The organism is Agrobacterium sp. 22-209-1 (genome assembly GCF_053522485.1).
The window spans coordinates 20,279-44,830 of record NZ_JBNWCH010000008.1 but is presented as its reverse complement, the minus strand read 5'-3'; the positions used below and the strand labels follow the sequence as shown (position 1 = coordinate 44,830).

At 56.3% G+C, this 24,552-nt stretch carries 20 protein-coding genes; 9 read left to right on the top strand and 11 right to left on the bottom strand.

Going from position 1 to position 24,552, the window contains the following annotated elements; all coding sequences use genetic code 11:
• Window positions 1-50 precede the first annotated feature (50 nt).
• The 3 genes from ACQZ48_RS17430 to ACQZ48_RS17420 are packed head-to-tail and all read left to right on the top strand — an operon-like array spanning window position 51 to window position 2,447.
• On the top strand, window positions 51-881 hold the full coding sequence (locus tag ACQZ48_RS17430; protein ID WP_374638333.1) for an ABC transporter permease: 831 nt from the start codon (window positions 51-53) through the stop codon (window positions 879-881).
• Entirely contained in the window at window positions 868-1,713 is an 846-nt protein-coding gene (locus ACQZ48_RS17425; protein ID WP_448729079.1) for an ABC transporter ATP-binding protein, read from the top strand. Before ACQZ48_RS17430 ends, ACQZ48_RS17425 begins: the two co-directional genes overlap by 14 nt.
• Window positions 1,710-2,447: an ABC transporter ATP-binding protein gene (locus ACQZ48_RS17420; RefSeq protein ID WP_142913035.1), complete on the top strand. Its 738-nt coding sequence runs from the start codon at window positions 1,710-1,712 to the stop codon at window positions 2,445-2,447. Before ACQZ48_RS17425 ends, ACQZ48_RS17420 begins: the two co-directional genes overlap by 4 nt.
• Window positions 2,448-2,543: 96 nt before the next feature.
• Here ACQZ48_RS17420 and ACQZ48_RS17415 read toward each other — a convergent pair whose 3' ends face one another.
• The 6 genes from ACQZ48_RS17415 to ACQZ48_RS17390 are packed head-to-tail and all read right to left on the bottom strand — an operon-like array spanning window position 2,544 to window position 9,387.
• Window positions 2,544-3,596 (bottom strand): ABC transporter ATP-binding protein, encoded by a 1,053-nt coding sequence (locus tag ACQZ48_RS17415; RefSeq protein ID WP_448729078.1) that lies wholly within the window; start codon window positions 3,594-3,596, stop codon window positions 2,544-2,546.
• Window positions 3,597-3,613: 17 nt separating this feature from the next.
• Window positions 3,614-4,456 carry a carbohydrate ABC transporter permease gene (locus ACQZ48_RS17410; RefSeq protein WP_077983456.1) on the bottom strand — a complete coding sequence of 281 codons (843 nt, stop codon included), beginning with the start codon at window positions 4,454-4,456 and terminating at the stop codon, window positions 3,614-3,616.
• Window positions 4,446-5,378, bottom strand: coding sequence for a carbohydrate ABC transporter permease (locus ACQZ48_RS17405; protein ID WP_448729077.1), 933 nt, complete (start codon window positions 5,376-5,378; stop codon window positions 4,446-4,448). Before ACQZ48_RS17405 ends, ACQZ48_RS17410 begins: the two co-directional genes overlap by 11 nt.
• Before the next feature lie 10 nt (window positions 5,379-5,388).
• Window positions 5,389-6,660, bottom strand: a complete 1,272-nt coding sequence (locus ACQZ48_RS17400) for an ABC transporter substrate-binding protein (RefSeq protein WP_448729076.1) — start codon at window positions 6,658-6,660, stop codon at window positions 5,389-5,391.
• 49 nt (window positions 6,661-6,709) lie between these two features.
• Window positions 6,710-8,311 carry an FAD-dependent oxidoreductase gene (locus ACQZ48_RS17395; protein ID WP_448729141.1) on the bottom strand — a complete coding sequence of 534 codons (1,602 nt, stop codon included), beginning with the start codon at window positions 8,309-8,311 and terminating at the stop codon, window positions 6,710-6,712.
• 5 nt (window positions 8,312-8,316) lie between these two features.
• Complete coding sequence (locus ACQZ48_RS17390; protein ID WP_448729075.1) at window positions 8,317-9,387, bottom strand: LacI family DNA-binding transcriptional regulator; 1,071 nt, start codon at window positions 9,385-9,387, stop codon at window positions 8,317-8,319.
• Window positions 9,388-9,663: 276 nt separating this feature from the next.
• On the opposite strand from ACQZ48_RS17390, the gene ACQZ48_RS17385 reads away from it, so the two are divergent.
• From ACQZ48_RS17385 to ACQZ48_RS17360, 6 genes are all read left to right on the top strand, one after another.
• On the top strand, window positions 9,664-11,730 hold the full coding sequence (locus tag ACQZ48_RS17385; RefSeq protein WP_448729074.1) for an ATP-dependent helicase: 2,067 nt from the start codon (window positions 9,664-9,666) through the stop codon (window positions 11,728-11,730).
• 295 nt (window positions 11,731-12,025) lie between these two features.
• Entirely contained in the window at window positions 12,026-12,595 is a 570-nt protein-coding gene (rfbC, locus tag ACQZ48_RS17380) for a dTDP-4-dehydrorhamnose 3,5-epimerase (protein ID WP_271358997.1), read from the top strand.
• A gap of 2 nt (window positions 12,596-12,597) precedes the next feature.
• The gene (rfbB, locus tag ACQZ48_RS17375; protein WP_448729073.1) at window positions 12,598-13,653 is read left to right on the top strand and encodes a dTDP-glucose 4,6-dehydratase; all 1,056 of its coding nucleotides are present in this window, start codon (window positions 12,598-12,600) and stop codon (window positions 13,651-13,653) included.
• Window positions 13,654-13,657: 4 nt separating this feature from the next.
• Window positions 13,658-14,551, top strand: coding sequence for a dTDP-4-dehydrorhamnose reductase (rfbD, locus tag ACQZ48_RS17370; RefSeq protein WP_448729072.1), 894 nt, complete (start codon window positions 13,658-13,660; stop codon window positions 14,549-14,551).
• Window positions 14,548-15,414 (top strand): glucose-1-phosphate thymidylyltransferase RfbA, encoded by an 867-nt coding sequence (rfbA, locus tag ACQZ48_RS17365; RefSeq protein ID WP_443387767.1) that lies wholly within the window; start codon window positions 14,548-14,550, stop codon window positions 15,412-15,414. The genes rfbD and rfbA overlap by 4 nt, the downstream gene beginning before the upstream one ends.
• Window positions 15,415-15,535: 121 nt before the next feature.
• Window positions 15,536-16,381: a glycosyltransferase family 2 protein gene (locus tag ACQZ48_RS17360; protein WP_448729071.1), complete on the top strand. Its 846-nt coding sequence runs from the start codon at window positions 15,536-15,538 to the stop codon at window positions 16,379-16,381.
• A gap of 26 nt (window positions 16,382-16,407) precedes the next feature.
• Here the strand turns inward: ACQZ48_RS17360 and ACQZ48_RS17355 are convergent, their stop codons facing one another.
• The 5 genes from ACQZ48_RS17355 to ACQZ48_RS17335 all read right to left on the bottom strand — a co-directional run bounded on the left by ACQZ48_RS17355 (window position 16,408) and on the right by ACQZ48_RS17335 (window position 24,544).
• Window positions 16,408-17,322, bottom strand: coding sequence for an NAD-dependent epimerase/dehydratase family protein (locus ACQZ48_RS17355; RefSeq protein WP_271359001.1), 915 nt, complete (start codon window positions 17,320-17,322; stop codon window positions 16,408-16,410).
• Between the two features lie 30 nt (window positions 17,323-17,352).
• The gene (locus tag ACQZ48_RS17350) at window positions 17,353-20,403 is read right to left on the bottom strand and encodes a glycosyltransferase (RefSeq protein ID WP_448729070.1); all 3,051 of its coding nucleotides are present in this window, start codon (window positions 20,401-20,403) and stop codon (window positions 17,353-17,355) included.
• 269 nt (window positions 20,404-20,672) lie between these two features.
• Window positions 20,673-22,577 (bottom strand): class I SAM-dependent methyltransferase, encoded by a 1,905-nt coding sequence (locus ACQZ48_RS17345; RefSeq protein ID WP_448729069.1) that lies wholly within the window; start codon window positions 22,575-22,577, stop codon window positions 20,673-20,675.
• Between the two features lie 267 nt (window positions 22,578-22,844).
• Window positions 22,845-23,264 (bottom strand): GtrA family protein, encoded by a 420-nt coding sequence (locus ACQZ48_RS17340; protein WP_448729068.1) that lies wholly within the window; start codon window positions 23,262-23,264, stop codon window positions 22,845-22,847.
• The gene (locus ACQZ48_RS17335) at window positions 23,261-24,544 is read right to left on the bottom strand and encodes an NAD(P)/FAD-dependent oxidoreductase (RefSeq protein WP_448729067.1); all 1,284 of its coding nucleotides are present in this window, start codon (window positions 24,542-24,544) and stop codon (window positions 23,261-23,263) included. Before ACQZ48_RS17335 ends, ACQZ48_RS17340 begins: the two co-directional genes overlap by 4 nt.
• Window positions 24,545-24,552 lie beyond the last annotated feature (8 nt).

Here is a 24,552-nt window from a genome sequence, read left to right as displayed (position 1 = left end):
ACAATACCGTTGATCGCCCCGGCGCCCTGTCGCGCCTCTCGACCACAACCATGCGGACGCTTCGTAAGCTCGCAGACGAGCCGCTTGGCATGTTCGGCTTCGCCATTCTGGCCATTCTGGTCGTGGTTGCCATTTTCGCGCCACTCATTGCACCCTACGATCCTGCGCGCCAGGCGCTCGAAAACGCGCTCCAGCCTCCCAGCTGGGTGCATCTGGCCGGAACCGACGAATTCGGTCGCGACATTTTCAGCCGACTCGTCTACGGCACCCGCATCACCATCCAGACGGTGCTGTCGGTCTCGGTTATCGTCGGTCCGATCGGCCTTGCCATCGGCGTCATGGCCGGCTTCTTTGGCGGGCGCACCGACGCGATCCTGATGCGTGCCACGGATATTGTCCTGTCCTTCCCGTCCCTCGTACTGGCACTTGCTTTTGCGGCCGCCATGGGCGCCGGTCTCGGCACGGCAATCATTGCGATCTCGCTCACCGCATGGCCGCCGATTGCGCGTCTTGCCCGCGCGGAAGCGCTTGTGGTGCGCAATACCGACTATGTCGCCGCCGCCCGTCTCTATGGCGCCTCGCCGATGCGCATCCTGTTTTTGTACATTGCGCCGATGTGCATTCCCTCGGTCATCGTTCGCCTGACGTTGAATATGGCCGGCATCATCCTGACCGCCGCTTCACTCGGCTTCCTTGGCCTGGGAGCCCAGCCGCCGCTTCCGGAATGGGGCGCGATGATCTCCAGCGGCCGCAAATTCATGCTCGATTACTGGTGGGTCGCCGTCATGCCCGGCATCGCCATCCTGCTGACGAGCCTTGCCTTCAACATCGCCGGCGATACGCTGCGCGACCTTCTGGATCCGCGTCATGCCCGTTCCTGATAGCTCCCCCATCCTTTCGGTCCGCGACCTCCATGTCCGTTTTGGCCGCAACACCATTCCTGCCGTGTCCAACGTCAATTTCGATGTCGGGCGAGAAAGGGTCGGTATCGTCGGTGAATCCGGCTCCGGCAAATCCACCACCGGCCGGGCCGCCATGCGGCTTTTGCCGAAAAGCGCAACGGTGACGGCAGAGAGAATGGATTTTCTCGGCGAACCGCTGCTTTCAAAATCCGAGCGGCAAATGGGCGCGATCCGCGGCAGCGAGATGGCGCTGATCATGCAGGACCCGCGTTATTCGCTCAACCCGGTGCTGCCCATCGGCAAACAGGTGGCGGAAGCCGCCGAACTGCATCTGGCGCTGACCGGGAAGGCGGCGAGAGATGCAGCCCGTGACATGTTGCTGCGTGTGCGCATCAACGATCCTGATCGTGTCATGGCGCTTTATCCGCACCAGATATCGGGCGGCATGGGCCAGCGTGTGATGATCGCCATGATGCTGCTCGCCAAGCCGAAACTCGTCATCGCCGATGAGCCGACCTCGGCCCTCGATGTCAGTGTGCGCAAGGATGTGCTCTTGCTGCTGGACGAGATGGTGCGCGAGAATAATTCCGGACTTATTCTTATCAGCCACGACATCCGCATGGTCGCGGCCTTCTGCGAACGAGTACTGGTCATGTATGGCGGGCGCGTCGTGGAGACGCTGACGAAGCTGGAAGATGCGCAACATCCCTATACGCGGGGCCTGATCGCGGCCATGCCCGATCCCCGCAATCCGGTGCGGCGTCTCAAGGTGCTGGATCGTCAGGCAATCGATGCGGAGGTGATGGGATGATCACGGTAGACAAGCTCGACGTCGTCTACGGCGTAAAGGAAAAGAGCAATCACGTCGTGCGCGGCGTCAGCCTCACGGTCAACAAGGGGGAAACCCTTGGCATCGTCGGCGAAAGCGGCTGCGGCAAGTCCACCTTGTTGCGCTCGCTGGCTGGGCTGGAGGCCGGCTGGACCGGCTCCATCAGCTTTAATGGCAAACCGGTCGGCAAGACCCGCAGTCGGGACGAACTGAAACTGGCCCAGATGGTGTTTCAGGACCCTTACGGTTCGCTGCACCCGCGCCACCGCATCGGCCGGGCTCTCGCCGAACCGATCCGCGCCATGGGGCTTGGCGACGGCTGGTCGAAGGTTCCGGCCGCGCTGCAACAGGTGGGTTTGCCCGCACATTTCGCCGAGCGCTTCCCGCATGAACTTTCCGGCGGCCAGCGCCAGCGCGTGGCGATCGCCCGCGCGCTGATCCTCGAACCGCCGATCCTGCTGCTCGACGAGCCGACATCCGCGCTCGACGTCTCCATTCAGGCGGAAATCCTGAACCTGCTTGCCGACCAGCGCGAAGAACGCGACCTGACCTTTGTCCTCGTCAGCCACGACCTCGCGGTGATCGCCCATATGTGCGACCGCGTTCTGGTGATGCAGAACGGCGTGTTTGTCGATGAGTTGACCAAGGCCGACCTTGAAGCGGGTATTACCCATTCGGCCTATTCAGGCGAGCTGTTCGAAAGCAGCTTTCTTTGAAATGACCGATCGCGATGACGGCAACGCCTGAAGCGCGGTCGGGCTTGCCCGGACATGTCCGGCGTCTGCGGCTCCTAACCGCCGCAGACGCCAAAGTCAGTTCAGCCGATTGCCGTTCTCGTCCGAGAACAGATGAATTCCGTCCAGAGCCGGTGAAATTCGTATCTCCTCGCCGACCGCCTGTCCTATACGTTCGCGAAAGACGCCGAGCACCCGTGAACCACCAAGCGTCATGGTGACCTGCGTTTCATATCCCAGCGGTTCGACGAGCAGGATTTCGGCCGGCACGCCGGAAGGGTCAAGCGCGAAGTGCTCCGGGCGGATGCCATAAGTGGCCCCTCTTCCCGCAAGAGCTGCGGCAGCGGCCGGCAGCGGCAGGACCACACCGCCGGTTTCAAAACCGGCTTGCGATATCACGCCAGGCAGGAAATTCATGGAGGGGGAACCGATGAAGCCGGCAACGAACTGGTTTGCCGGACGGTCGTAAAGTTCAAGCGGTGTGCCGACCTGCTCGACCCTGCCGCCATTCAGAACGACGACCCTGTCCGCCATCGTCATCGCCTCCACCTGGTCATGCGTCACATAGATCGTGGTGGTTTTGAGCTTCTGGTGCAGCGCCTTGATCTCGCCGCGCATGACGACGCGCAGTTTCGCGTCGAGATTGGACAGGGGTTCGTCGAACAGGAACACCTGCGGATTGCGAACGATAGCCCGGCCCATGGCGACACGCTGACGCTGGCCGCCGGAAAGCTGGCGTGGATAACGGTCGAGTAAGGCGGTAAGGCCAAGGATTTCGGCAGCCCAATTCACCTTCTCGGCAATTTCCTGTTTGTTCGAACCCCGATGCTCCAGCGAAAAACCCATATTGCTGGCGACCGTCATATGCGGATAAAGAGCGTATGACTGGAACACCATGGCGATATCGCGGTCCTTCGGGTCGAGATCGTTGACTATCCGCTCGCCGATCCTGAGTTCGCCACCGGTAATCGTTTCGAGACCGGCGACCATCCGCAGCAGGGTCGACTTGCCGCAGCCGGAGGGGCCGACAAGAACAACGAATTCGCCATCTTTGATGTCGAGATCGACGCCGTGAATGGTTTTTACCGCGCCATAGCTTTTGCGGATGTCGGACAGGGAAACATTAGCCATCGATTAAATCCGGTTCTTCAGCCCTTGAGGCCGGTATGGGCGAGGCCTTCGACGAACTGCTTCTGGGCAATCACGAAGACGATGAGCACGGGCAGCGCCGTCAGCGTCGCTGCGGCAAGCTGGATATTCCACATCGGTCCGCCATAGGCGTCGGTATATTGGGTCAGCGCCTGCGGCAGCGTGAACATTTCCGCGCTGGAAAGAAAAACGATAGGCTCGAGGAACAGGTTCCAGGAGTGCAGGAAGGTGAAGATCGCGACCGAGGCCAGCGCCGGTTTGGCGAGCGGCAGTGCGATCTTGCGGAAAATCTTGAAGCGCCCGAGACCATCGACGCGCGCCGCCTCTTCCAACTCGCCCGGAAGCGTCACGAAAAACTGCCGCATGACGAAGGTGGCAAAGACACTGGGCGCGCCGAAGATCGGCACCAGGATGAGCGGCCAGTGTGTGTTGACCATACCCGCCTTCAGAAACATCTGAAAAAGCGGCACGATCGTCACCTCCGACGGAATGAGCAGGCCAAGCAGCACGATCATGAAGATGGCGTTGGAACCCGGAAACCGGATCCGCGCAAAAGCATATCCCGCCATCGAGGAAATGATCATGGTTCCCACTGTCACTACAGCGGCAATGTAGGCGGAATTCCAGTATTGCCGCACGAAAGGCTGCAGCTCGAAGACCTTCGAATAGGTCGTCCAGTCATAGCTCTGCGGGATGAGCTGCGGCGGGAAGGCGAAGATGTCGCTGATGGGCTTGATGGACGAGGTCACCATCCACCAGGTCGGAAAGACGAAGGGGATCAGCAGCACGCACAACAGCCCGTAGAGCGCCACCTGCATACGGGGGGAAAGGTCAGCTTTCATAAAAGACGATCCTTTTGCGCATCTGCCATTGGGCGAAGGTCAATACCGCGACGATCACGAACAGCAGGATGGAAAGCGTGGAGCCATAACCGAAGAAATGGAACTGGAAGGCCTGCTGGTAGAGATAATAGACCAGCACCGTTGTCGACAGACCCGGACCGCCTTGGGTCAGGACAGCGATCTGCGCAAAGACCTGCAGCGAGCCGACGATGGTGATGATCGAGGTCAACAGGATCGTCGGGCTGATCAGCGGCAGGGTAATGCGACGGAACTGCTTGAAGACGGGCGCACCATCGATGCGGGCCGCCTCATAGAGTTCCTTCGGCACGCCCTGAAGGGCCGCCAGAAACAGGATCATGTTAAGCCCGACATTCTTGAAGACCTGCACGACGATGACGGAAATCATCGCGGTCGTTTCCTCACGCAGCCAATTTGGGCCTTCGATGCCGATCATCAGCAACATGCCGTTGATGCCGCCGTTCTTCTGCAGCAGGAAACCCCAGACGATCGTCCAGGCAACCAGCGACACGACGACCGGCGAGAAGAACAGGGTCCTGAAGATGGCAATGCCGGCCAGTTTTTGGTTCAGCAAAACGGCCAGAAGCAGCGCCAGCGACAGGTTGAACACGACTAGCCCGGCGGAGAAGATCGCGGTCGCGCCCAGCACCTCACGAAGATTGCCGTCCTCCATCAACATCCGGTAGTTCTGGGCGCCCGTATAGGTGAAGGTGTTGGCCAGCACATTCCATTCATGCAGCGAATACCAGAACACCAGCCCGAGCGGGATCAGCACGAAAATGATAATCCCGATCAGTTGCGGGGCAATGAACAGGAAGCCTGCAAGGCTGTCGCGCCGCGCGATGGTCCAGAACGCCGACACCGGGCGATCTGGACGACGGGTAACTTCCTGCGCGACAGCCATCGTTTCCTCCTCAGCGCTTCAAGAGCGGCCCGATCTGGCCGCAGATTTTTTGAAGCGCACCGGCGACATCGGCCTGCGGCCGCCAGACCGCGTCGAGGTTTGAGCGCACCATCTGCTGGATCTGGGCAAAACCGGTGTGGCCGGGCATGACCTTGCCGGTCGCGATGCCCGATATGACGACCTTTTCAATCTGCTCCTCGCTGAGCAGCGGATTGGTCTTTTTCAGCACCTGCGCATTCAGCAAAGACTTGCGCGCTGAAGGGAAGAACTGGCTGAGCTTGGCGGAATTTTCCGGATTGGTCATGTAAGCGACGAACTCCGCCGCGGTCTGCGCATTCTTGCCGGACTGCATGACGCCGATGCCCGCCTGGCCGATCAGCGCATACTCGCCGGCAGGGCCCTTCGGAAGAGGCACGAGGTCCCAACCGAACGGCTTGTCCTTCGGCAGAAGCGAGGCGCGGCTGATCTGTGTAATCGTCATTGCCGCATTGCCTGCAAAGAAATCGACCGTCTCGCCGGGACCAGGAATGGCCTTCTTGTCGAAGATGGCGTCGTGGATGAACGAAATGGCATCCGCCATCGGCTTTTCCGCCATGGTGCAGGTTGCGCCGTCAGCGCTCCAGGGGGAAGCACCCCAACCATTCCAGACCGAGGTGAGATATTGCCAGCTCTGGTAATTGAAATCGCGGACGACAAGCCCGCCCTTACCGGTCTTGGCGACAGCCGAGGCCATGGCGATGGCGTTTTCCCAGGTCCATTCGCCGGCAGCGATCATGTCGGCAGGGGTTTTGGCGCCGGCGGATTTGATGAGATCATTGTTGACGAAGACGGCAAAGGGTGACGTCGAGAACGGATAGGCGTAAAGCGTACCGTCCTGCGACCAGCGTTCCGTGGCCCCGGCGCTGACTTCCTCAAGATTATAGCCTGGCGCGGCCTTCAGCGTGTCGGTGAGCGGGTAGAGCGCGCCGGACTTGACGAAGTCATAGGCCGACGTCTCGAAAATCCAGGCCATGTCAGGCGGGTTGCCGCCCGCGATCTGGGTGGTGAGCGCCGTCGTGTAGGTATCAAATGGCAGGGACTCATAGGTCACGCTGACATTTGGATGATCCTTTTTAAAACCCGCTGCGATATCGTTGAAGAGCTTCAGATGCGCCTCATTGGCACTCCAGATCGTCATGCGCAGATTGACTGCATCCTGCGCAGTGGCAGCACCGCCAAGCGTAAACGAGCCGATAAGCGCAAGCGCACAGGCCGTGGATTTCAGTTTAAAATGATTGTTCATTCCCGGTCCTCCTCCAAAGATGGGTTCGATCAGACGGCAAACCGCCGTCCTAGTATGCTGCGATATCCGGCCAGCGAATCTCGATGCCCTCGCGGGTCAGTTGCGCCTGGAAAGCGTGCAGGTGCTTATCGTCTTCCTGCACCTGATGCGGCGTGAGGCCATTCTCCAGGCAATGCGCCGCGAGCATTCCCGCCACTTCGCCAATGTTCCATTCGACCGGATGCAGGCGGTAGCAACCGTTGGTGATATGCGTCGTGCCGATGTTCTTGCCGGCCGGGATGAGGTTTTTCACCCGCTCAGGGATCATCGCGCCGAGCGGAATTTCAAACGGGCAGGACGGCACGTCGATATAGTTGTCGCCGCCGGTGGATGGATGCAGATCGATGCGATACATGCCGATGCCGATGCTGTCGCGATAGCGGACAGCGCCTCTTTCACCGCGAACCGTGTAGGACAGGTCCTGCTCGACAATGCGCGTTACCGGCTTGATGCGGCGGCTCTCGCGAATATAGGGCGCCATGGCGAGCCCATGTTCGGTGCCGGTGATATCGCCGCGCAGCCGCAGCCCGCGGAACCCCTGCCCGCCATCGAAACGCGGCGCTTCCGTCTGCAGCCAGTAGAACACCGAATAGGAAAGGTCTGCCGCCGCCTTCAGATGTCGCGCTTTTTCTTCCTCGGTCACGTCGATGATCGTGCCGTCCATGTAATCGATCATCGGCCAGTTCACGAGGCAGATATCCGACTGGTAAAAGCCGGACGTAAAGTTTTTCCGCGCCGCAATGCGCCGGAAAATCCACAGGTTCTCATCGCCGCCGCCTTTGCGCTGGTCGGCGTCGACCAGCAGCGGATCGTCATCGGGATTGGGCGTGAAGGAGCGGGTGGTGTGCTCCAGCGTGCGTGGGTTTGGCGCGGTGAAACCAAGGAGCGGTCCGCCCCAGAAATGCGGCTGGTAAGAGCGCCAGTAATCGTAATTCTCGGGCTTGTCGATTGTCTGGTCGCCATCGACATGGTCAATGGCAAAGCAGATCGAGACGGCCTGCACATTGTCGGGTTGGGCTTCCGCCGGCGCGCTGGGTTCGCCTGTATCTGACTGCGCCTCAAAACCCTTGGCATATTCTGTGCCGGTCATCGGAAGCAGATCGCCAAGTTCGGTGGCGTCGAGAATGTAGTCGGCGGAAATGGAGATTTCAGCACCACTGTCACGATGGCGAACAGTCACCGAGCGAACCCTGTCGCCGTCCACGTCAGCCGCGACGGGACGCCAGGGTTTGAGGACCATCAGGCGACCTGCGCCGATATAGGGCATCAGCATGCTTTCCATGACCGCCAGGCTGACACGCGGCTCGGCGCAGATGCGGCTAACCCATCCTCCGCCCGGATTAAGATCGCTCCACGCCCGCGCACCTTCCGTCAGTGGATAGTGGTCGCGATAAAATTGCCGCACACCGTTGCGCAGCGCCCGGTAAGACCGGGTGATGCCGAACTGTTCGACCCAAGTATGCTCGTCCGAAGGGACGGCCTGACTAGTCAATTGGCCGCCGATCCAGTCATATTCCTCGGTCATGATCACGCGTTTTCCGGCCTTTGCAGCCGCCAGTGCCGCCGCCACGCCGCCAAGGCCGCCACCGACCACGAGAATATCTGCTTGCATATCTTTCACGTCGTCACATCCGTTTTGTTGACTGAGGACTTGTTTGCCGGGCCGGTCGGGGCCGGCCCCAGCGTCTCTCCCTTGACCGGTTCACATTTGAGAAGGATCTGCCCTCCGGCGCTGCCGGTCTCAATGCGGTTGACCAGCATGGCGGTCGCCTGCCGCCCCATTTCCTCGCGGGGAATTTCATAGGAGGTGAAGCGCACCGGGCTGCGGGCGGCCCTGATATGGCTGCCGAGTACGATCATTGAAAAAGCGTCCGGCACCACGAGCCCCCTCGCCCGCGCCAGCGCCTCGACACGCACGGCATCGGCCAATTCTATGAAGAAGGCCACTGTGGCGCCGCTCTCAAGGATCGCATCGAGGATTTTCTCAGCCGGGCGGTTGACAGCCTTGATATGCAGGGCGAGCGCAGTCACGCCTCCCAGCGCCGCGTTGAAACCCCGCCAGCGATCCGCAATCGATTCTGCCGGACCATGCGGGCCGATATAGGCAAGCTTGGTGTGCCCCAGCGCGATGGCGTCTTCGACGAGCTGACGCGTGCCCGCGGCGTAGTCGCCGCCGACATAGGGAACCGGTCCACCGGCATCTTCACGCCGGCCGATCGCGACGAAGGGATAGTCTTCCGAAACCAGCCGGGCGAGTTCCTTGCGATCGAATTCGCGCCCCAGAACCAGACAGCCGTCCGCAATCCGAAGCCTGTTGCCTTCCGAAAATATCTTGCGGTTATCGCCGACACCGGCGCTCGTCAGCAGCAGAAGATCGTAAGCCTGCTGCTGCGCCTCTTCTTCGATACCGAGCAGGAAGGGCGTGAAGAAGTCAGCCTGCGCGCTTGGGAATGCCGGCTCATAGGTGAACACGCCAAGGATGCGGTTCAGCCCCTTGGCCATGCGCCGCGCAATCGGATCGGCGACATAACCTGTCTGGCGAATGACGGCCTGCACCCTTTCCCGGGTCTCCTCCGGGATGCGGGCGATCGCTGCCGGCGCACCGTTCAAAACAAGCGACACCGTTGCCTGACTGACGCCGGCGAGCTTGGCGATATCGTTTTGGGTGAGACGTCTGTGAGTAGTCAACCGATGCCCTCCCCGACATTCGATATTTGCTAATACGTATTAGCTGCTAATGCGCATTAGCACTATTTTGGGACGCCGAGTCAAGCGATAATCTGTATCTGACAGCCCCCTCACACCACGCAACGGCGCGTTCAGCATTTGTTCTGGATTGCTGTTTGAGTCTTTGCTAATCATTGCAACAACGAGCAGACATTGGCCGGAGCTTCGCGACGACTGCCATCTCTGAACAGGGTTCTCATCCGTGGGGACAGGCAGGTTATCTAAAGGATTGCTGGCATGGCGGTTGCCTATCTGGAAAAACTCAACGAACAGCAACGCAGGGCGGTCGAGCATGGCGTTGGGCTCGCTGACGGGCATACGGCCGGGCCTTTGCTGATCATCGCTGGCGCGGGTTCGGGCAAGACAAACACGCTCGCCCACCGGGTCGCCCATCTGATCGTGAACGGCGCCGATCCCCGCCGCATCCTGTTGATGACGTTTTCGAGACGTGCCGCCACGGAAATGTCGCGGCGGGTCGAGCGTATCTGCAAACACGTTATCGGGGCGAATTCTGCAATCATGACCGATGCGCTCGCCTGGTCCGGCACGTTTCACGGCATTGGCGCGCGCCTGTTGCGCATCTATGCCGAACAGATCGGGCTCAACATCGATTTCACCATCCACGACCGCGAAGATAGCGCCGACCTGATGAACCTTTCTCGGCACGAACTGGGTTTTTCCAAAACGGAAAGCCGTTTTCCGACAAAGGGTACGTGTCTCGCGATCTATTCGCGTGTGGTGAATTCCCAGACCCCGCTCAAGGAGATATTGCGCCAGCATTATCCCTGGGTCGCCAACTGGGAGAGCGAACTCAAGGAGCTGTTTGCAGCCTATGTGGAGGCAAAGCAGGTCCAGAACGTGCTCGATTACGACGATCTCCTGCTTTACTGGGCGCAGATGGTGAGCGATCCCATTCTGGCTGATGATATCGGCAACCGCTTCGACCATGTGATGGTCGACGAATATCAGGATACCAACCGCCTGCAGGCCTCGGTGCTGATGGCGCTCAAACCCGGCGGCCGCGGGTTGACCGTGGTGGGTGACGATGCGCAGTCGATCTATTCCTTCCGGGCGGCGACGGTGCGAAACATCCTCGATTTTCCGGCTTCCTTCAGCCCGGCGGCCGACATCATCACGCTTGACCGCAACTATCGCTCGACGCAGCCGATCCTTGCGGCCGCCAACGGCGTCATCGATCTGGCGCGCGAGCGGTTCACCAAGAACCTCTGGACCGAGCGGCAGTCGCCGGAGCGTCCGAAACTCGTGACAGTGAAGGACGAAACCGAACAGGCGAATTTCATCATCGACCAGATTCTCGCCAACCGCGAAACCGGCATGACGCTGAAACAGCAGGCCGTGCTGTTCCGCACCTCCAGCCATAGCGGGCCGCTTGAAGTGGAACTGACCCGTCGCAACATCCCCTTCGTCAAATTCGGCGGACTTAAATTTCTCGACAGCGCCCATGTGAAGGACATGCTGGCCGTCCTGCGCTTTGCGCAGAACCCGCGCGACCGTGTCGCCGGTTTCCGGCTGCTGCAGATGCTGCCCGGCATCGGGCCGAAGAAGGCCGGCAATATTCTCGATACGATTGCGACAGACCCCGAGCCGCTGCTTGCCCTTGCCGAAATTCCGCCGCCGCCGAAGACCGGCGATGACTGGGTGGCCTTCACGCAAATGCTGGTGGGCCTGCGACAGGCCCCGAATGACTGGCCGGGCCAGATCGGGCAGGCGCGGCTATGGTACGAACCGCATCTGGAGCGCATCCACGAAGATGCAGACACCCGCAAGGCCGATCTGCTGCAACTCGAACAGATCGCCGGCGGCTACCCGTCACGCGAACGTTTTCTGACTGAACTGACGCTCGATCCGCCGGACGCCACCAGCGATCAGGCCGGGGTGCCGCTGCTTGACGAAGACTATCTCAGCCTCTCGACCATCCATTCGGCCAAAGGCCAGGAGTGGCGCTCCGTCTTCATCCTGAATGTGGTTGACGGCTGCATCCCCTCCGATCTCGGGGTCGGCACCACGCAGGAACTGGAGGAAGAACGCCGGCTGCTTTATGTCGCCATGACGCGCGCCAAGGACAGCCTCGCGCTGATCACGCCGCAACGCTTCTTCACCGGCGGCCAGAGCCAGCAGGGAGACAGGCATGTTTACGCTGCAAGAACCCGCTTCATCCCGGCGACCTTGCTGCAATTTTTCGAGACGGCAACCTGGCCACTGGTGTCGGCTGCCGCTTCCGAGCGCAGCGCGCAGCAGATCCGCATTGATGTGGGCGCGCGGATGCGGGCGATGTGGAAATAAGGATGCCGGTAATCACAACTTTCAAACCGCGCGACCGAACGAAACCGAAGGCCTGATCAATACTCGATCTCTCCCTCGTTTCGGCCCGCCGGACAATATCGGCAGGCTCAGCTTCAGGGCGTCTCCCCGCCATCGATCATCAAAGTATGAAAACTGGCATTGGCACACGCCTTTCGCCTGCTGTTCGGCCGAAATTCGATCTCTCTTGTGTGGGCGGTCAATAAAGCGTTATTGACTGTCCCTGCCGATAAAGTCATATCACCTCAGAGTAGGCAGACCAGACAGGATCCGCATAGTGCAAGTAGAAGCATTCTCGATACCAGGCTTGAAAAAGATAACTCCAGCTCGTTTCGGGGACAGCCGGGGTTACTTCAGCGAGGTTTTCAAGAAGGACTGGTTTCGCGAAAATGTATCGGACGTGGAGTTCGTTCAGGACAATGAATCCCTGTCTGCACAAGCGGGTACTGTACGTGGGCTTCATTTCCAGACAGAGCCGTTTGCACAGGGCAAGCTCGTTCGCTGCATTCGTGGGCGGCTGCTGGATGTCGCTGTCGACATCAGAACAGGATCGCCCACCTTCGGGCAATGGGCCGCTGTAGAGCTTTCGCCCGAAAATGGCGAACAGTTGTGGGTTCCGGCAGGGTTTGCCCATGGCTTCATGACGCTCGCGGACGACACGGTCATCGCATACAAGGTGACGGCCCCTTACAGCGCAGCCAATGACCGCGGCGTTAAATGGGATGATCCTGCCATAGGCATCAACTGGCCGAAGCAGGAAGGCTGCATCCTTTCCGACAAGGATACAAAGCAGCCTCTTCTGTCCGAATTGCCTGAATATTTCACCTACCAAAAAACTGGAAACTGATGATGCGCGTTCTAGTTACCGGCGGCGCCGGATTTATCGGCTCAGCCCTCGTACGTTATCTCGTGAGCGAGGTTGGCGCGGATGTTCTCACCGTAGACAAGCTGACATATGCAGGGAACCTGGCTTCCCTCAAGCCCATTGAAAATGCGCCTAACCACCGCTTTCTCCAGGCCGACATATGCGACCGGGTGGCGATGAATGAGGCATTCGCGACATTCCAGCCGGATTACGTGATGCATCTGGCCGCCGAGAGCCATGTCGACCGCTCCATAACCGGCGCTGCTGATTTTATTCAAACCAATATCAACGGCACATTCACGATGCTTGAGGCCGCACGGCAATACTGGAGCGGCCTTGCGGAAGACGCCAAGGCGAATTTCCGCATGCTCCACGTGTCAACCGACGAGGTTTACGGCTCTCTCGGCGATGACGGTTTGTTCGAAGAAACAACCCCTTACGATCCCTCATCGCCTTACTCCGCTTCGAAAGCCGCAAGCGATCATCTGGCCACGGCCTGGCAGCGCACCTACGGCCTTCCGGTCGTCATTTCCAACTGCTCCAACAATTACGGCCCCTTCCACTTTCCGGAAAAGCTCATTCCGCTGATCATTCTCAACGCGCTGGAAGGCAAACCGCTGCCGGTCTATGGAAACGGCGCGAACATCCGCGACTGGCTTTATGTGGAGGATCATGCCCGCGCCCTGTGGCTTATCGTCCAGAAAGGTCTTGCCGGCGAGAAGTACAACGTCGGCGGCAGAAACGAGCAGAAGAATATCGATGTGGTGAACTGCATCTGCTCCATTCTCGACGAACTGCGCCCACAATCCAAACCCTATGCCGAGCTCATCAAATACGTCACGGATCGTCCCGGACACGATGCGCGCTACGCCATTGACGCGACGAAGCTCGAAACCGAACTCGGCTGGAAAGCCCAGGAAAACTTTGCTACCGGCATCCGCAAGACGGTGGAATGGTATCTCGAAAATGCGTGGTGGTGGCAGCCGCTTCGCGAGGGGGTTTACGCCGGAGAACGCCTCGGCGTTCTGACGAAGGGCTGAGTCAATGCGGCTGGCAGTTACAGGCAAAAATGGTCAGGTCGTCAGCGCCCTTCTAGCACTGGCGAGCGCCGAGCTGGAGATCGTGGCTCTCGGTCGGCCAGAACTCGACCTTGCGCAGCCTGAAACTGTTCTGAAGGCGCTACGCGAGGTAAAACCCGATGCCGTGGTATCGGCTGCGGCCTATACTGCCGTCGACAAGGCAGAAAGCGAGCCTGACATCGCTTTTGCCGTTAACCGGGATGGAGCAAGGGCTGTCGCGCAAGCGGCAAGTGACCTCGGCATTCCCCTTATTCATCTTTCTACGGATTATGTTTTCGACGGCGCCAAGGACACCGCTTATGTCGAAAGCGATCCGACAGGCCCTACTTCCGTCTACGGCCGCTCGAAGCTCGAAGGCGAACGAGCCGTTTCGGAGGCCACCGACAATTACGTGGTTCTGCGGACCGCATGGGTCTATTCGGAATATGGCAACAACTTCGTGAAGACCATGCTGAGGCTGAGCGAGAACCGCGACGAGATCAATGTGGTTGCGGACCAGTTCGGATGCCCTACTTCGGCCAACGATATCGCTGCCGCGGTGGTAACAATCGCAAGAAAGCTCGTGGAAGATGCCTCGGCCCCTCTTCGTGGGGTGTTTCATCTGTCTGGATCAGGTGAAACGAACTGGGCGAATTTCGCGAAACAAATATTCGCATTCGCGGAAGAACACGGTGGAAAGTCGATGATCGTCAACGACATCACGACTGCACAATACCCTACCCCGGCCCGGCGTCCGGCAAACTCCCGGCTTGATTGCAGCAAGCTTGAAGAGGTCTACGGTATAAAACTGCCGAGCTGGCAAACATCAACGCGCGCGGTGGTCACCGCTCTTGCGCAGAGCAAAAAGGAAACGCCATGAAGGGTATCATTCTGGCCGGGGGCAGCGGCACGCGCCTGCATCCGATGACATTGGCGGTCTCGAAGCAGATCCTGCCGGTCTACGACAAGCCGATGATCTATTATCCACTGACCACGCTTATGTTGGCCGGCATTCGCGAGATTCTGATTATCTCGACCCCCCATGACATGCCGCTTTTCCAGTCCCTTCTGGGTGATGGTTCAAAATGGGGTCTTTCCATTGAATATGCGGTCCAGCCCAGCCCGGATGGTCTGGCGCAGGCCTATATGATCGGCGCCGATTTCGTGGCGGGTTCACCATCCTGCCTCATCCTGGGTGATAACATCTATTACGGCCACGGATTACCGGAACTTCTGCAGGCCGGTACGAGCGTTAGCGACGGTGCTACGGTCTTCGCCTATCATGTGAACGATCCCGAACGTTATGGTGTCGTCGATTTCGATAGCGAAATGCGCGCGCTCTCCATCGAGGAAAAGCCGGCAAAACCCAAATCCAACTGGGCGGTCACGGGTCTTTATTTTTACGATGCCGATGTTGTCGACATCGCCGCCAATCTCAAACCGTCGCCACGCGGCGAATACGAGATTACGGACGTCAATCGGACCTATCTCGAGCGCGGCAAGCTGAAAGTATCCATCATGGGACGCGGTTACGCCTGGCTTGATACCGGCACACCGGACAGTCTTCTCGAGGCGGGCGAGTTTGTGCGGACGCTTGAAAAGCGGCAGGGCTTCAAGATTGCATGCCCGGAAGAGATTGCTCTGAGCAAAGGCTTCATCACGAGATCCGAATTCTCAACACTCGCAGAAAATGCCGGCAAAGGTGATTATGGCGTATATCTAAGGAGACTCGCTTCCTCGTAAGTGCGCTGTCATATGCCTCCGCTTCGAGTTGAACAAAACCGCATTAACACCTTCCGCTACAGCAACTCATCAAAGGTTGCCAAGTTGAGGCAGGATCGTGCGCCTGGTCTCTGGAGTCAAAATGCCTAGTTTGTCACTCTCGGACGTAACGGTGATCTCTGTTTGCTACAAGAGTGATGCGCTCATAGCGGAGATGATCGCGACGGTGCCTGAGGAAACACCAATAGTTCTCGTCGACAACGGAAAAACGAATAGCTTTGCGAACCTCCCTGCCGGTAGGAACATCAGGATTGTTCAGTTGGAGGACAATCAGGGCTTCGGCCGCGGCTGCAATGCGGGCGCGGCGGTGGCGCAGACACCTTGGATCCTGTTTTTAAACCCTGACGCCCGATTGACCGCAGGCGCGATTGAAGCCTTGCTGGAGGCCATTGATCGTCACCCGTCGGGTGTTGCATTTAATCCACGAATTTCCAACTCGGACGGAAGTGAATATTTCAAGCGGCGGTCCTGGTTATTGCCACGCCGCCGCTACATGAAAAAGGGCTGGCCCGCAGTCGATACCGTCGTTCCCGTTTTGAGCGGGGCCGCTTTTTTTGTTTCAAGACAAAAATTTGACGCGGTCGATGGCTTTGATCCGGCTATCTTTCTTTATCACGAAGATGATGACCTATCGTTGCGCCTTGCAAAATTAGGGCAACTCGTATTTGCACGCGATGCCCTTGTTTCCCATGCGGCGGGGCACTCGTCGGGCCGTTCTCCCGAAATCGCTCGGCTCAAGGCGTTTCATATGGCGCAATCGAGAATTTATACCGGTATCAAGCACCGGCGGCCGCTTCCAAGACTTTCGACTTTCGTTCAAGCCTTCGCGCTGATCATGTCGCCCAGCGCTCTATTCTCAGCACGCCGGCGGGCCAAGGCCGCCGGATTTTTCAAGGGCGCAGTCGAATCTATCAAACATCAACCATGAAGCGAACGAGTGCGTAATAGCAATCGCTATTCGTGTTCCTTCAACCATGACCAGACGCCGGCAATCCCCTCTCTCAAACCTATCTTTGGCTCCCAGTCAAAATCCATCTTTGCCCGCTCTATGTCGAGAACGGATACCGGAACGTCGAGGCTTCGATGAGGCTTATAGACTATTGGAATGGGATTACCCGTAATCTCCTGTACGATTTCCGCGATGTGGAGGACGGAAGTCCCAGTTCCGCTACCCCCGTTGTAGACGCCGACCCTGTCACTGAGAAGCGCGGTGACGCATAGGCTGCTAAGGTCTTTGACGTGAATATAGTCGCGAATCGTGGAGCCATCTCCCCATATTTCGATGGGCTGGTGCTTCAGGGCAAGGTTGAGATATGTGCCTATTATGCCTTGGACGCCCAGGTTGCCCTGATAGAGACCGTAAGGATTGGAGGCTCGGATCACAACAGGCCGTATACCGGCCTTGATCTCATAGAGTTTAAGATAGGACTCTATCGCAACCTTCACTACGCCATACGAACATATCGGATCGAGTATATGTCCCTCCGGAATCGGGACCTCCTGCGGCTTGCCGTATACAGTCCCACCCGACGATAGGTAGAGAATGCGGGTTACATTGCATGCTGCCATATCCTCGAGGAGGCTCAGGGTTCCGAGAAGATTAAGCTCAACATCCTTGCCGGGGTCCTTATCGCCCGTGGACGGCACCGTCCCGCTGACAAGATGCGCCACGGCGTCGACATCCACCAGAAGCTCGCGCATCAGCTGGCTATCAGCCAACTCTCCCGAAACATACTGCACACCTGCCGGCAGCGGACGACCAGGAAGACGGCTTCTTCCCAGCACCTTCACCTCGTGTCCCGCGCCCACCAAATCTTCGACAAGATGGTAGCCGATGAACCCACCGCCGCCGAGAACCAATATCTTCATAAAAAGCCTATCACCTTACTGCCGCCAACGTCACTTCCTTGCGAGCACAGAACGATAATGATCGAGATACTCACCAACGAGCACATCGATATCATATGTCGCTCCAAGGATTTGCGCTTTTTCTCTAAAGCCGTCACGGACATCTTTCTCCAAGATTTTTTCCATGGCGTCACTCAATTCATTCACAAATCGGTCGTTGTCGCTGTCGTTGGCGATGATAATTCCAGCTTGTTGGCCATTAATCTGTGACATTGCCTTGATCTCACCGACATCCGTGGACACGCAAGGGACCCCAACTTGAAGCGCCTGTATCAAACACAGGGGATAAGATTCACCTGGAAAGCGTGTCGGTATCAGAGCCACGTCGCTAATACGGTAGAGACCATAGATCTCCTTAACAAAACCAAGGAAGTGAATGGTCTCGTCCGTCGCCGCCAAGAGCTTGGCATCGTCCGTGGCTGGCCCTTCCCCCACCATAAGCATCGCCATAGGGACATCAGGTCGCCGCTCCCGCAATAAACGATATGCCCTGACGGCCTCTACCCAGCCTTTGCCTTCAGCCCCTCGTGCAACAAGCGAAAATACGACAGCATCCTCTGCCACACCCAGCTGAGCACGTGTTTTGGGGAACGCTACTTCATCAACAGGCATCGCATTTTTTACTTTTACGAATTTTTCTTTACCGATCTGAAGATTATCGAACGGCCCCAGGTTCCGATCGGCAGTATAGGCGAATTTATCAATTCTCTTGCTCCAGCGGTCGATCCTGCTCGTCGAAACATCCATCGCCTCATAGGATCCATGCAGTGTCGAAATAAAGGGCGCTGAGATGCCTTGTCCGTCGAGCAAGAACCCTTCGACATTGGCAACATGCGAATGAACCACCGAGATTCCTGCATTCGTGATGAAACGATCTATCCCCATGTCGCGAACCGCATTGGCCGTATAGACAGGGATACCAGGGTCGAGCATACGCCGCACGTCTTTATGATCGTCCGCGTCGTGCATCTGAAGAATGGAAACCATGATCCCCTTGCGGCGAAGTGCATTCGCGAGGTGAATCGGGAATATTTCTCCACCGCCGAACGAAAAGCCCAAAATGCCGACCAGAACATGAATATGTTCACGCGGGACCGCACTAAGGCTTTGGTAATTCACCAGCTTTTGAAATTCTTCAGCCTGGACTCCGGCACTTTTCGAGACGCTGCGACAGACCTCGATAAAGCGTTTGAGGGTGCCATCTGGAATATCCCATCGTTTCTTCAACGATGTCATCAGTCGCGCATATTCTTTATAATATTCTGGCTTCGATTGGGCGCTGCTACCGGATGTATTGCTATCGTGAATACGGAAATAGCTGACAGAACTCGGCTCGTATGCGATCTGCCCCCCCGCTGCGATAGCCGAATAGAGGTACCAGTCGCCCATGATTTTGTAACTTCTGGCCTCTTCCCATACCTGATCGGAAATCTCAAAACGCCGCCAGAGGCTTCCTCCGACGTTGGCAATCACATTTTTGACGCCAAAGCCACCGCGAAACCACTCTGCGGCCGGGCGAGTCAGGCGCGCTTCCCAGATCCCTGGCTCACTATCCTCGCGGTAATGATCCAGCCCGGCAAAATACTCTCCCTGACTATTCGCAAATTGGATTCGCCCGAACGCCATCATCACGCTTGGGTCACGAAATGCATTGATCATTCTTTCAACGAAAGTCGGCTCGCAAAAATCGTCGCTTTCGCAAATCCAGACCAAATCACCCTTTGCCAGCGAGTGACCCTTCTGCCATTGACGGAACACATTTCCCGAGTTTTCAGTATTATAGACAGCTCTGATACGCTCAGGGAAACGCTTGACATATGCGTCGATTACCGAGCGACTGTCGTCACTGGAGCAATCATCCAGAACCAGAATATCGATAAGCGGATAGGTCTGCGCCAGGATGCTGTCCAGACGCTGAGGAAGATACCGCGCGTGATTGAAGTTCGGCACGATCGCAGTCACCCTCACGCCTGTTTGGGCGCTGATACTGGAGCGGCTCGCCGCGATAATCCTGTTTGAAGCAATCCTCTGATAATAGTCGAGGCAAAACTGATCGACCTTACGCGACAGCAACATCGGATCGCGCTTTTCAGCCGATTTCAGAAACCGTTTTCGCCTTCGAGTACTGAAGACACTGACTTCCGACAAGGCGTACAATAAACGAGTATAAATCAAACGCTTCAGAAACTTTGTCAAAGAAGCCCGACTCATCCAGTTGTTGCGCTGAAGCCCGTCGACTTTGCCCGAAATCTGATCAATGTCCTTCATCAGTATTTCGGCCCATTGCGCGTGTTCGGCTTCGATCCGTTTGAGGACTGGTTCGGATACCTCAATGTCTTGGGCAAAAAAACTAATCGTTTCAAATCCGCCCAACGGGATATCAGATGCGATACCGACGATGTGTGTGGGCGCCTCAACCCCGATTGTCAGCGAGCCAGTTTCTGCATCTATATAAAAAAATTGTGTAGAGTTACTTGCAGAAGCAATTATTGACCCGAAGCCAACTTTTTGGCCGTGAATAGAGACATAGCCAAAATGCTCCCCCAACTTCTTAGCCAGCTTTTCTTTGCTGGTCCCGTCACCGTCGAGAAACTCCTCTGGTAATCCCTCACCGGAGCTCTCCTCGCCGTCCGACATTGAAGTGATCAATATGCCGCTAGGCCGCAAAACGCGCTTAACTTCAGCTAAAAATAGGCTAGGATTGTCAGCCTGCTCAAGCACATCGAAGCCGACGACAACATCGACCGAAGCCGAAGGCAAGGGTATCATCGAATATGATCCCACCTCAAAACTGGTATTTGCGAACCCGCAACGTTCTCGCGCTAAATTGACTAACTCATGGGAAAACTCGACACCAATAGCTGACTGGGCGGCTTGGGCAAGAATCGACGTGCCAAAACCCAAGCCGCTTCTGAGGTCTAAAACATCTTTACCACCAACAAGATTCTTCGCTAGGTAATACCTGTGCACCACTTCGAACGGCAATTTCGCGTCGGTTCTTGACAACTCGCTTTCGCCGGTGAAACTCGTTTCGTAAACCATGTACTCCTCGGCAAATTCGTGACAGCGCTTGTGGCGGGATAAACCATTATACGCGTCAAGTCGAGGCTGCGCTGACACACTGAGACCGGCTCAACCACGACTGAAGTTATAGATCGTTATTGCTGGAAGTTCCGCCGCTGAACTTATATAATCTGATGAAATTTCAGCTCACGAAATCACGTTGATAAGTACGCGAAGAACTGAAAAACATAAATCTCCACACTAATCGCGCGACGGTATTTATTTCGCTCCTGAGAAAATTCAGCTAGCTAAGCTCCAGAGATTTGTCGAATAATCTCCCGATATTTCTTCTTTACGCCAAAGTACATCGAAAACGGGAATTTACTCACCTTAGTTGCAAGACGTTGCGCATCTAGAACAACTCGATTGAGCCTACTCACCTCCGAACGCAGTATAGACACTTCACCGTTAATCTCGTGAAGATGAGCCGTCAAATACTCAACTCTACCATACAAATCCACGCGGACCGGCAAATTTCCCTCCAAAAAATCGACAAAATTCTTACCCGAAAATTTTCCAGACACGACTTCGTACAAGTCTACTTCTCGGGAAATCAGCGCGCTCTTGAAGTCATTAAAAGAAGGTAGTTGAAGTTCGCCGAATAACTTTGTTATGAAATCTCCCCAAGTCCTTATTTCAGGATCACTTGGGCGACCTAAGACTGTTAAATGACTACACAACGTTACGATGGACCTAAATATTAAATATGTAAATGGAACGGCTTCAGAGGCCGTCCATTCCTGGTCAAAGAAGTACCAGCCACCATCCTCTTTTCTCATAAGGTTTTGGGGAACTGCGTCCAAAAGTGTTCCAGATACGCAAAAATCAAAATTTGTTGAATCACTATGCACGTCTGTTTTGTTGCTGTTCAATTCAATAATTATTGAAGCATACAATTTAAAGAACTCTACTACGTCGCGGACCTCCCAACCATCCTTGTTTACGATGTCCAGAAATTCACTGGATAGCGTGCGACCCACAATATATTCTGCTTCTTCCTGCGGGTGGAACGACAACCATTCACTCCCCACCTCATCTTTGAGCTGCAGCCGCTTCGACCTGACCACAATATCGCCATTCTGCTTCGGCAAAAATATAGATTCTTTGCAATATATACCTTTCCTAGCCGTAGAATAATGGAATGCCAGAGCTTCTTGTTGCCGTGGGCTATCAATATTTGTCTTAGCCAACAACAGAAAGGAATTTGACAGGTCAGATGCGATTCCATTTTTGGCGAGTTGCCGCCAAACGAGCTCAGGAGCGAAAAGAGGGGTGTGAGGCAACTGCGGGTCACGTTTTACGCTTTGGGCTGCCAAGGCGGCGGCATCAAATCGTTCAAACTCAAAACCGCGCGATGAGATTATAGATACAGGAAACTTGTAATCCGGGAATGGCAGAAAGAGTTCTGTCTCAGCGAACCCGCTGGCCAGAACTCGTCGTTCCAAGTCCGCGCGACCAAATGTTCGGACGCCGCCACTTTCATATCTGTCTTCAATTCCTAACATTCGTTGACCTAGATGGTCTTCTTTTGAACCAGCGAAATATTTTAGCCCCAGCTGGTTCTCGATTGCGATGACCAATTGACCGCCCGGCTTCAGGAGCCGACGCACCGCGCCAAGCATCTCTGCAACAGGATCTTGAGCCGGCGAGTAAAGACAAGCGTATTCGAGGACCCCAATTAATGTGATTATGTCGAAGCGTTTATCGGTTTGAAAATCTGAGAAGCGTTCGGCCAAGACCGACACATTCTCAAGGTCATTCGTTCGCAACCGTGTGATCTTGGCGCGACGTATGGAGCCTTCAAGCGCAACCACGAAGGCGCCGCACTCTCCTAGGAACCGAGTAATAGCCCCACATCCTGCTCCAATCTCCAGAACGTCGGAGCCAGAAAGTGATTCAGTGAACGGTCGCAGAATATTTGCCCGCAACGGAGAGAGATGATAAGTCGTCGTCCAATCGACACATTGCTCCCTAAGGCAATTCGACAAGACTGTCAGATCGGTCGTTGCGGCGATTATCTTCTCTAATTGGCGCTCAGCCTCGTCACCGTCGGAGTAAGCAATCCCGGCATAATCCTCACGCTTGAAGATACCCATCTCTTGATCGAACTGATAATGGGGGCCTAGATTTTGTAGTTGTTTTTTGTCTTCCATTTCGTCCCCTCAGAAAATTCTCGGAGTACCGCGCGGCCCTCACTGCATGCTACGCCACCTGAGCGCTGTATGGCATCTAGCCGAACTCGATGCAAGAAGCTCAAGTGCAACGACCATGCGATGCAAACTCCCACGATGCACGCGTTGAGGGGCACCATAAATTACACCATTTTTGACGTGCCATTGAAATTTCTTCTGTCTGCGATCAGAGGCAATCCGTCCACGCCGCCAAGCCACAAGTGAGTCGTCGAAATTTTCGCGTTACTCTTATTTTTTGCTAGAGGCAAAAGTGAAGTGCTTATGCAAAGCGTAGCTTGTTGCAACCGGGCTCAAAACACCAATCACATGCGCCACCGCCTCTGGATGAAAACCGAACCCAACGAGTGGGAACAGCCATCTGGCCAATCCGACGCTCACGAGCCAGACCTGGGCCAACGCAACCATGTTCACCAAACCAAAGCGCAGATATTCCGCCTCAGGTCGGCGACCTGACTCCTCGAAAACGAATAGTTTCATGAGGCCATAGGCCGTCGTCATACCGATGAGGTAGGCCATCACGATTGCAGCAGAATAGCTGGCGATTGTGGATAGCGCTGCCCGCGAAAGAACATTAACGCCGGCAGCTATACCACCTGACAACACGAAGCGAACAAAAGGTGATGAGATCATTCCGGAAATCGATCTCATTTCGGCACGGCTTCAGCCATCGCTCTGCCAAGCCTCACGCTTTCCGCAATGCCCCGATCCTCCGGATAATAATAGGAAGTGTCGGCAATCTGGAGCCCGGAAATGGGCGTCTGAACAGGCGGCAATTTATCGTAGAAATTTGGCTCGCAAACTGGTTGCGCATAGGCGAGCCGGCCAACTTTCGCTTCGATAACATCGTGGTCGCTTACATCGGGATTTACTTTTTTGATGTATCCCAGAGCCTCATCGATGAACTGCTGGTCGGTCCAACTCCATTTGCGATTCGTCGTCGGCATGTAATACGGCACATAAACGACAGTGTCGCTCACGGGGCGAAGATTGGAGAACTCAATCAGCCCGGGTATCTCGATGGTGTCATCAACGATATTGATCCAGAAATGGCGGCTGATGGATTTCTTCAATTTGAAGAGAAGGCAAACCACGCCGATATTGCGAATATCATCGTATTTCTTTTTCGACGCCTCGGGGAGATCTGGCACCAAGCGGGAGACCAACGGCGTCGGCAGGGTGGAAATGACAGCATCGGCGGGAAAGAACCGCTCCTTCGTCCGTACTCCTGCCACCTTGCCATCCGCGCATTCTATCCGCTCGGCGGCAGCGCCGAGATGCAGGCGTCCGCCTTTTTCCGTATAGGCGTCGACAAGCGCATCGACCAAGACCTGGCTTCCACCGTCAATATAGCCAAGTTCCTCCTGAAATATCGAGCGCCGGGAGTTGCCTATACGACGCACGCGCGTTGCGATCCAGGAGGCGGAAATATCGTCGGCAAGCTCGTAGAACTTCAATTCCATCAGACGCTTCCAAAGTGTGCCATACACTTCTTTGCCCGAACCCTGTTCAAGCCACTGGCGCGCAGTCTTATGTTCAATCTTGGAGAAATCGCGCGCTTTCGTCGTCAGGAACATTTGAAGCCCCGTCCGGAATTTTGCGATCAAGCTCAGATGCGGGAACCGTAACAGGGAGATCGGATCACCCCAGGGATGAATTTTCCCCTTCATGAAGTAACCCATTGACGTTCCACGCCACTTCATCCGGTCGGCGATGCCGAGTTCCCGCATCAGCGCAAAGGTTGGCTCGTCGGATTTACAGACAAAATGATAAAAACGTTCGATCGACAATCCGCCAAAATCAAAATGGGCGGCCATTCCACCGGCTACCGCGTCGCTTTCGATCAAATCGACCTCGTGCCCCAAATTTACGGCGCGATGTGCTGCGGCAAGCCCCATGGCCCCCGCCCCGATCACCACAATGCGGCTCATTGGTAATG

What these genes read in the sequence shown, in the direction of transcription:
- ACQZ48_RS17425 (WP_448729079.1), top strand. Translation starts at nt 868, where the DNA reads ATGCCCGTTCCTGATAGCTCCCCCATCCTTTCGGTCCGCGACCTCCAT.
- ACQZ48_RS17360 (WP_448729071.1), top strand. Translation starts at nt 15,536, where the DNA reads ATGCCTAGTTTGTCACTCTCGGACGTAACGGTGATCTCTGTTTGCTAC.
- ACQZ48_RS17335 (WP_448729067.1), bottom strand. Translation starts at nt 24,544, where the DNA reads ATGAGCCGCATTGTGGTGATCGGGGCGGGGGCCATGGGGCTTGCCGCA.
- ACQZ48_RS17410 (WP_077983456.1), bottom strand. Translation starts at nt 4,456, where the DNA reads ATGAAAGCTGACCTTTCCCCCCGTATGCAGGTGGCGCTCTACGGGCTG.
- rfbB (WP_448729073.1), top strand. Translation starts at nt 12,598, where the DNA reads ATGCGCGTTCTAGTTACCGGCGGCGCCGGATTTATCGGCTCAGCCCTC.
- ACQZ48_RS17350 (WP_448729070.1), bottom strand. Translation starts at nt 20,403, where the DNA reads ATGGTTTACGAAACGAGTTTCACCGGCGAAAGCGAGTTGTCAAGAACC.
- ACQZ48_RS17345 (WP_448729069.1), bottom strand. Translation starts at nt 22,577, where the DNA reads ATGGAAGACAAAAAACAACTACAAAATCTAGGCCCCCATTATCAGTTC.
- ACQZ48_RS17395 (WP_448729141.1), bottom strand. Translation starts at nt 8,311, where the DNA reads ATGCAAGCAGATATTCTCGTGGTCGGTGGCGGCCTTGGCGGCGTGGCG.
- ACQZ48_RS17355 (WP_271359001.1), bottom strand. Translation starts at nt 17,322, where the DNA reads ATGAAGATATTGGTTCTCGGCGGCGGTGGGTTCATCGGCTACCATCTT.
- rfbD (WP_448729072.1), top strand. Translation starts at nt 13,658, where the DNA reads ATGCGGCTGGCAGTTACAGGCAAAAATGGTCAGGTCGTCAGCGCCCTT.
- ACQZ48_RS17415 (WP_448729078.1), bottom strand. Translation starts at nt 3,596, where the DNA reads ATGGCTAATGTTTCCCTGTCCGACATCCGCAAAAGCTATGGCGCGGTA.
- ACQZ48_RS17405 (WP_448729077.1), bottom strand. Translation starts at nt 5,378, where the DNA reads ATGGCTGTCGCGCAGGAAGTTACCCGTCGTCCAGATCGCCCGGTGTCG.
- ACQZ48_RS17420 (WP_142913035.1), top strand. Translation starts at nt 1,710, where the DNA reads ATGATCACGGTAGACAAGCTCGACGTCGTCTACGGCGTAAAGGAAAAG.
- ACQZ48_RS17400 (WP_448729076.1), bottom strand. Translation starts at nt 6,660, where the DNA reads ATGAACAATCATTTTAAACTGAAATCCACGGCCTGTGCGCTTGCGCTT.
- ACQZ48_RS17340 (WP_448729068.1), bottom strand. Translation starts at nt 23,264, where the DNA reads ATGAGATCGATTTCCGGAATGATCTCATCACCTTTTGTTCGCTTCGTG.
- ACQZ48_RS17430 (WP_374638333.1), top strand. Translation starts at nt 51, where the DNA reads ATGCGGACGCTTCGTAAGCTCGCAGACGAGCCGCTTGGCATGTTCGGC.
- ACQZ48_RS17385 (WP_448729074.1), top strand. Translation starts at nt 9,664, where the DNA reads ATGGCGGTTGCCTATCTGGAAAAACTCAACGAACAGCAACGCAGGGCG.
- rfbA (WP_443387767.1), top strand. Translation starts at nt 14,548, where the DNA reads ATGAAGGGTATCATTCTGGCCGGGGGCAGCGGCACGCGCCTGCATCCG.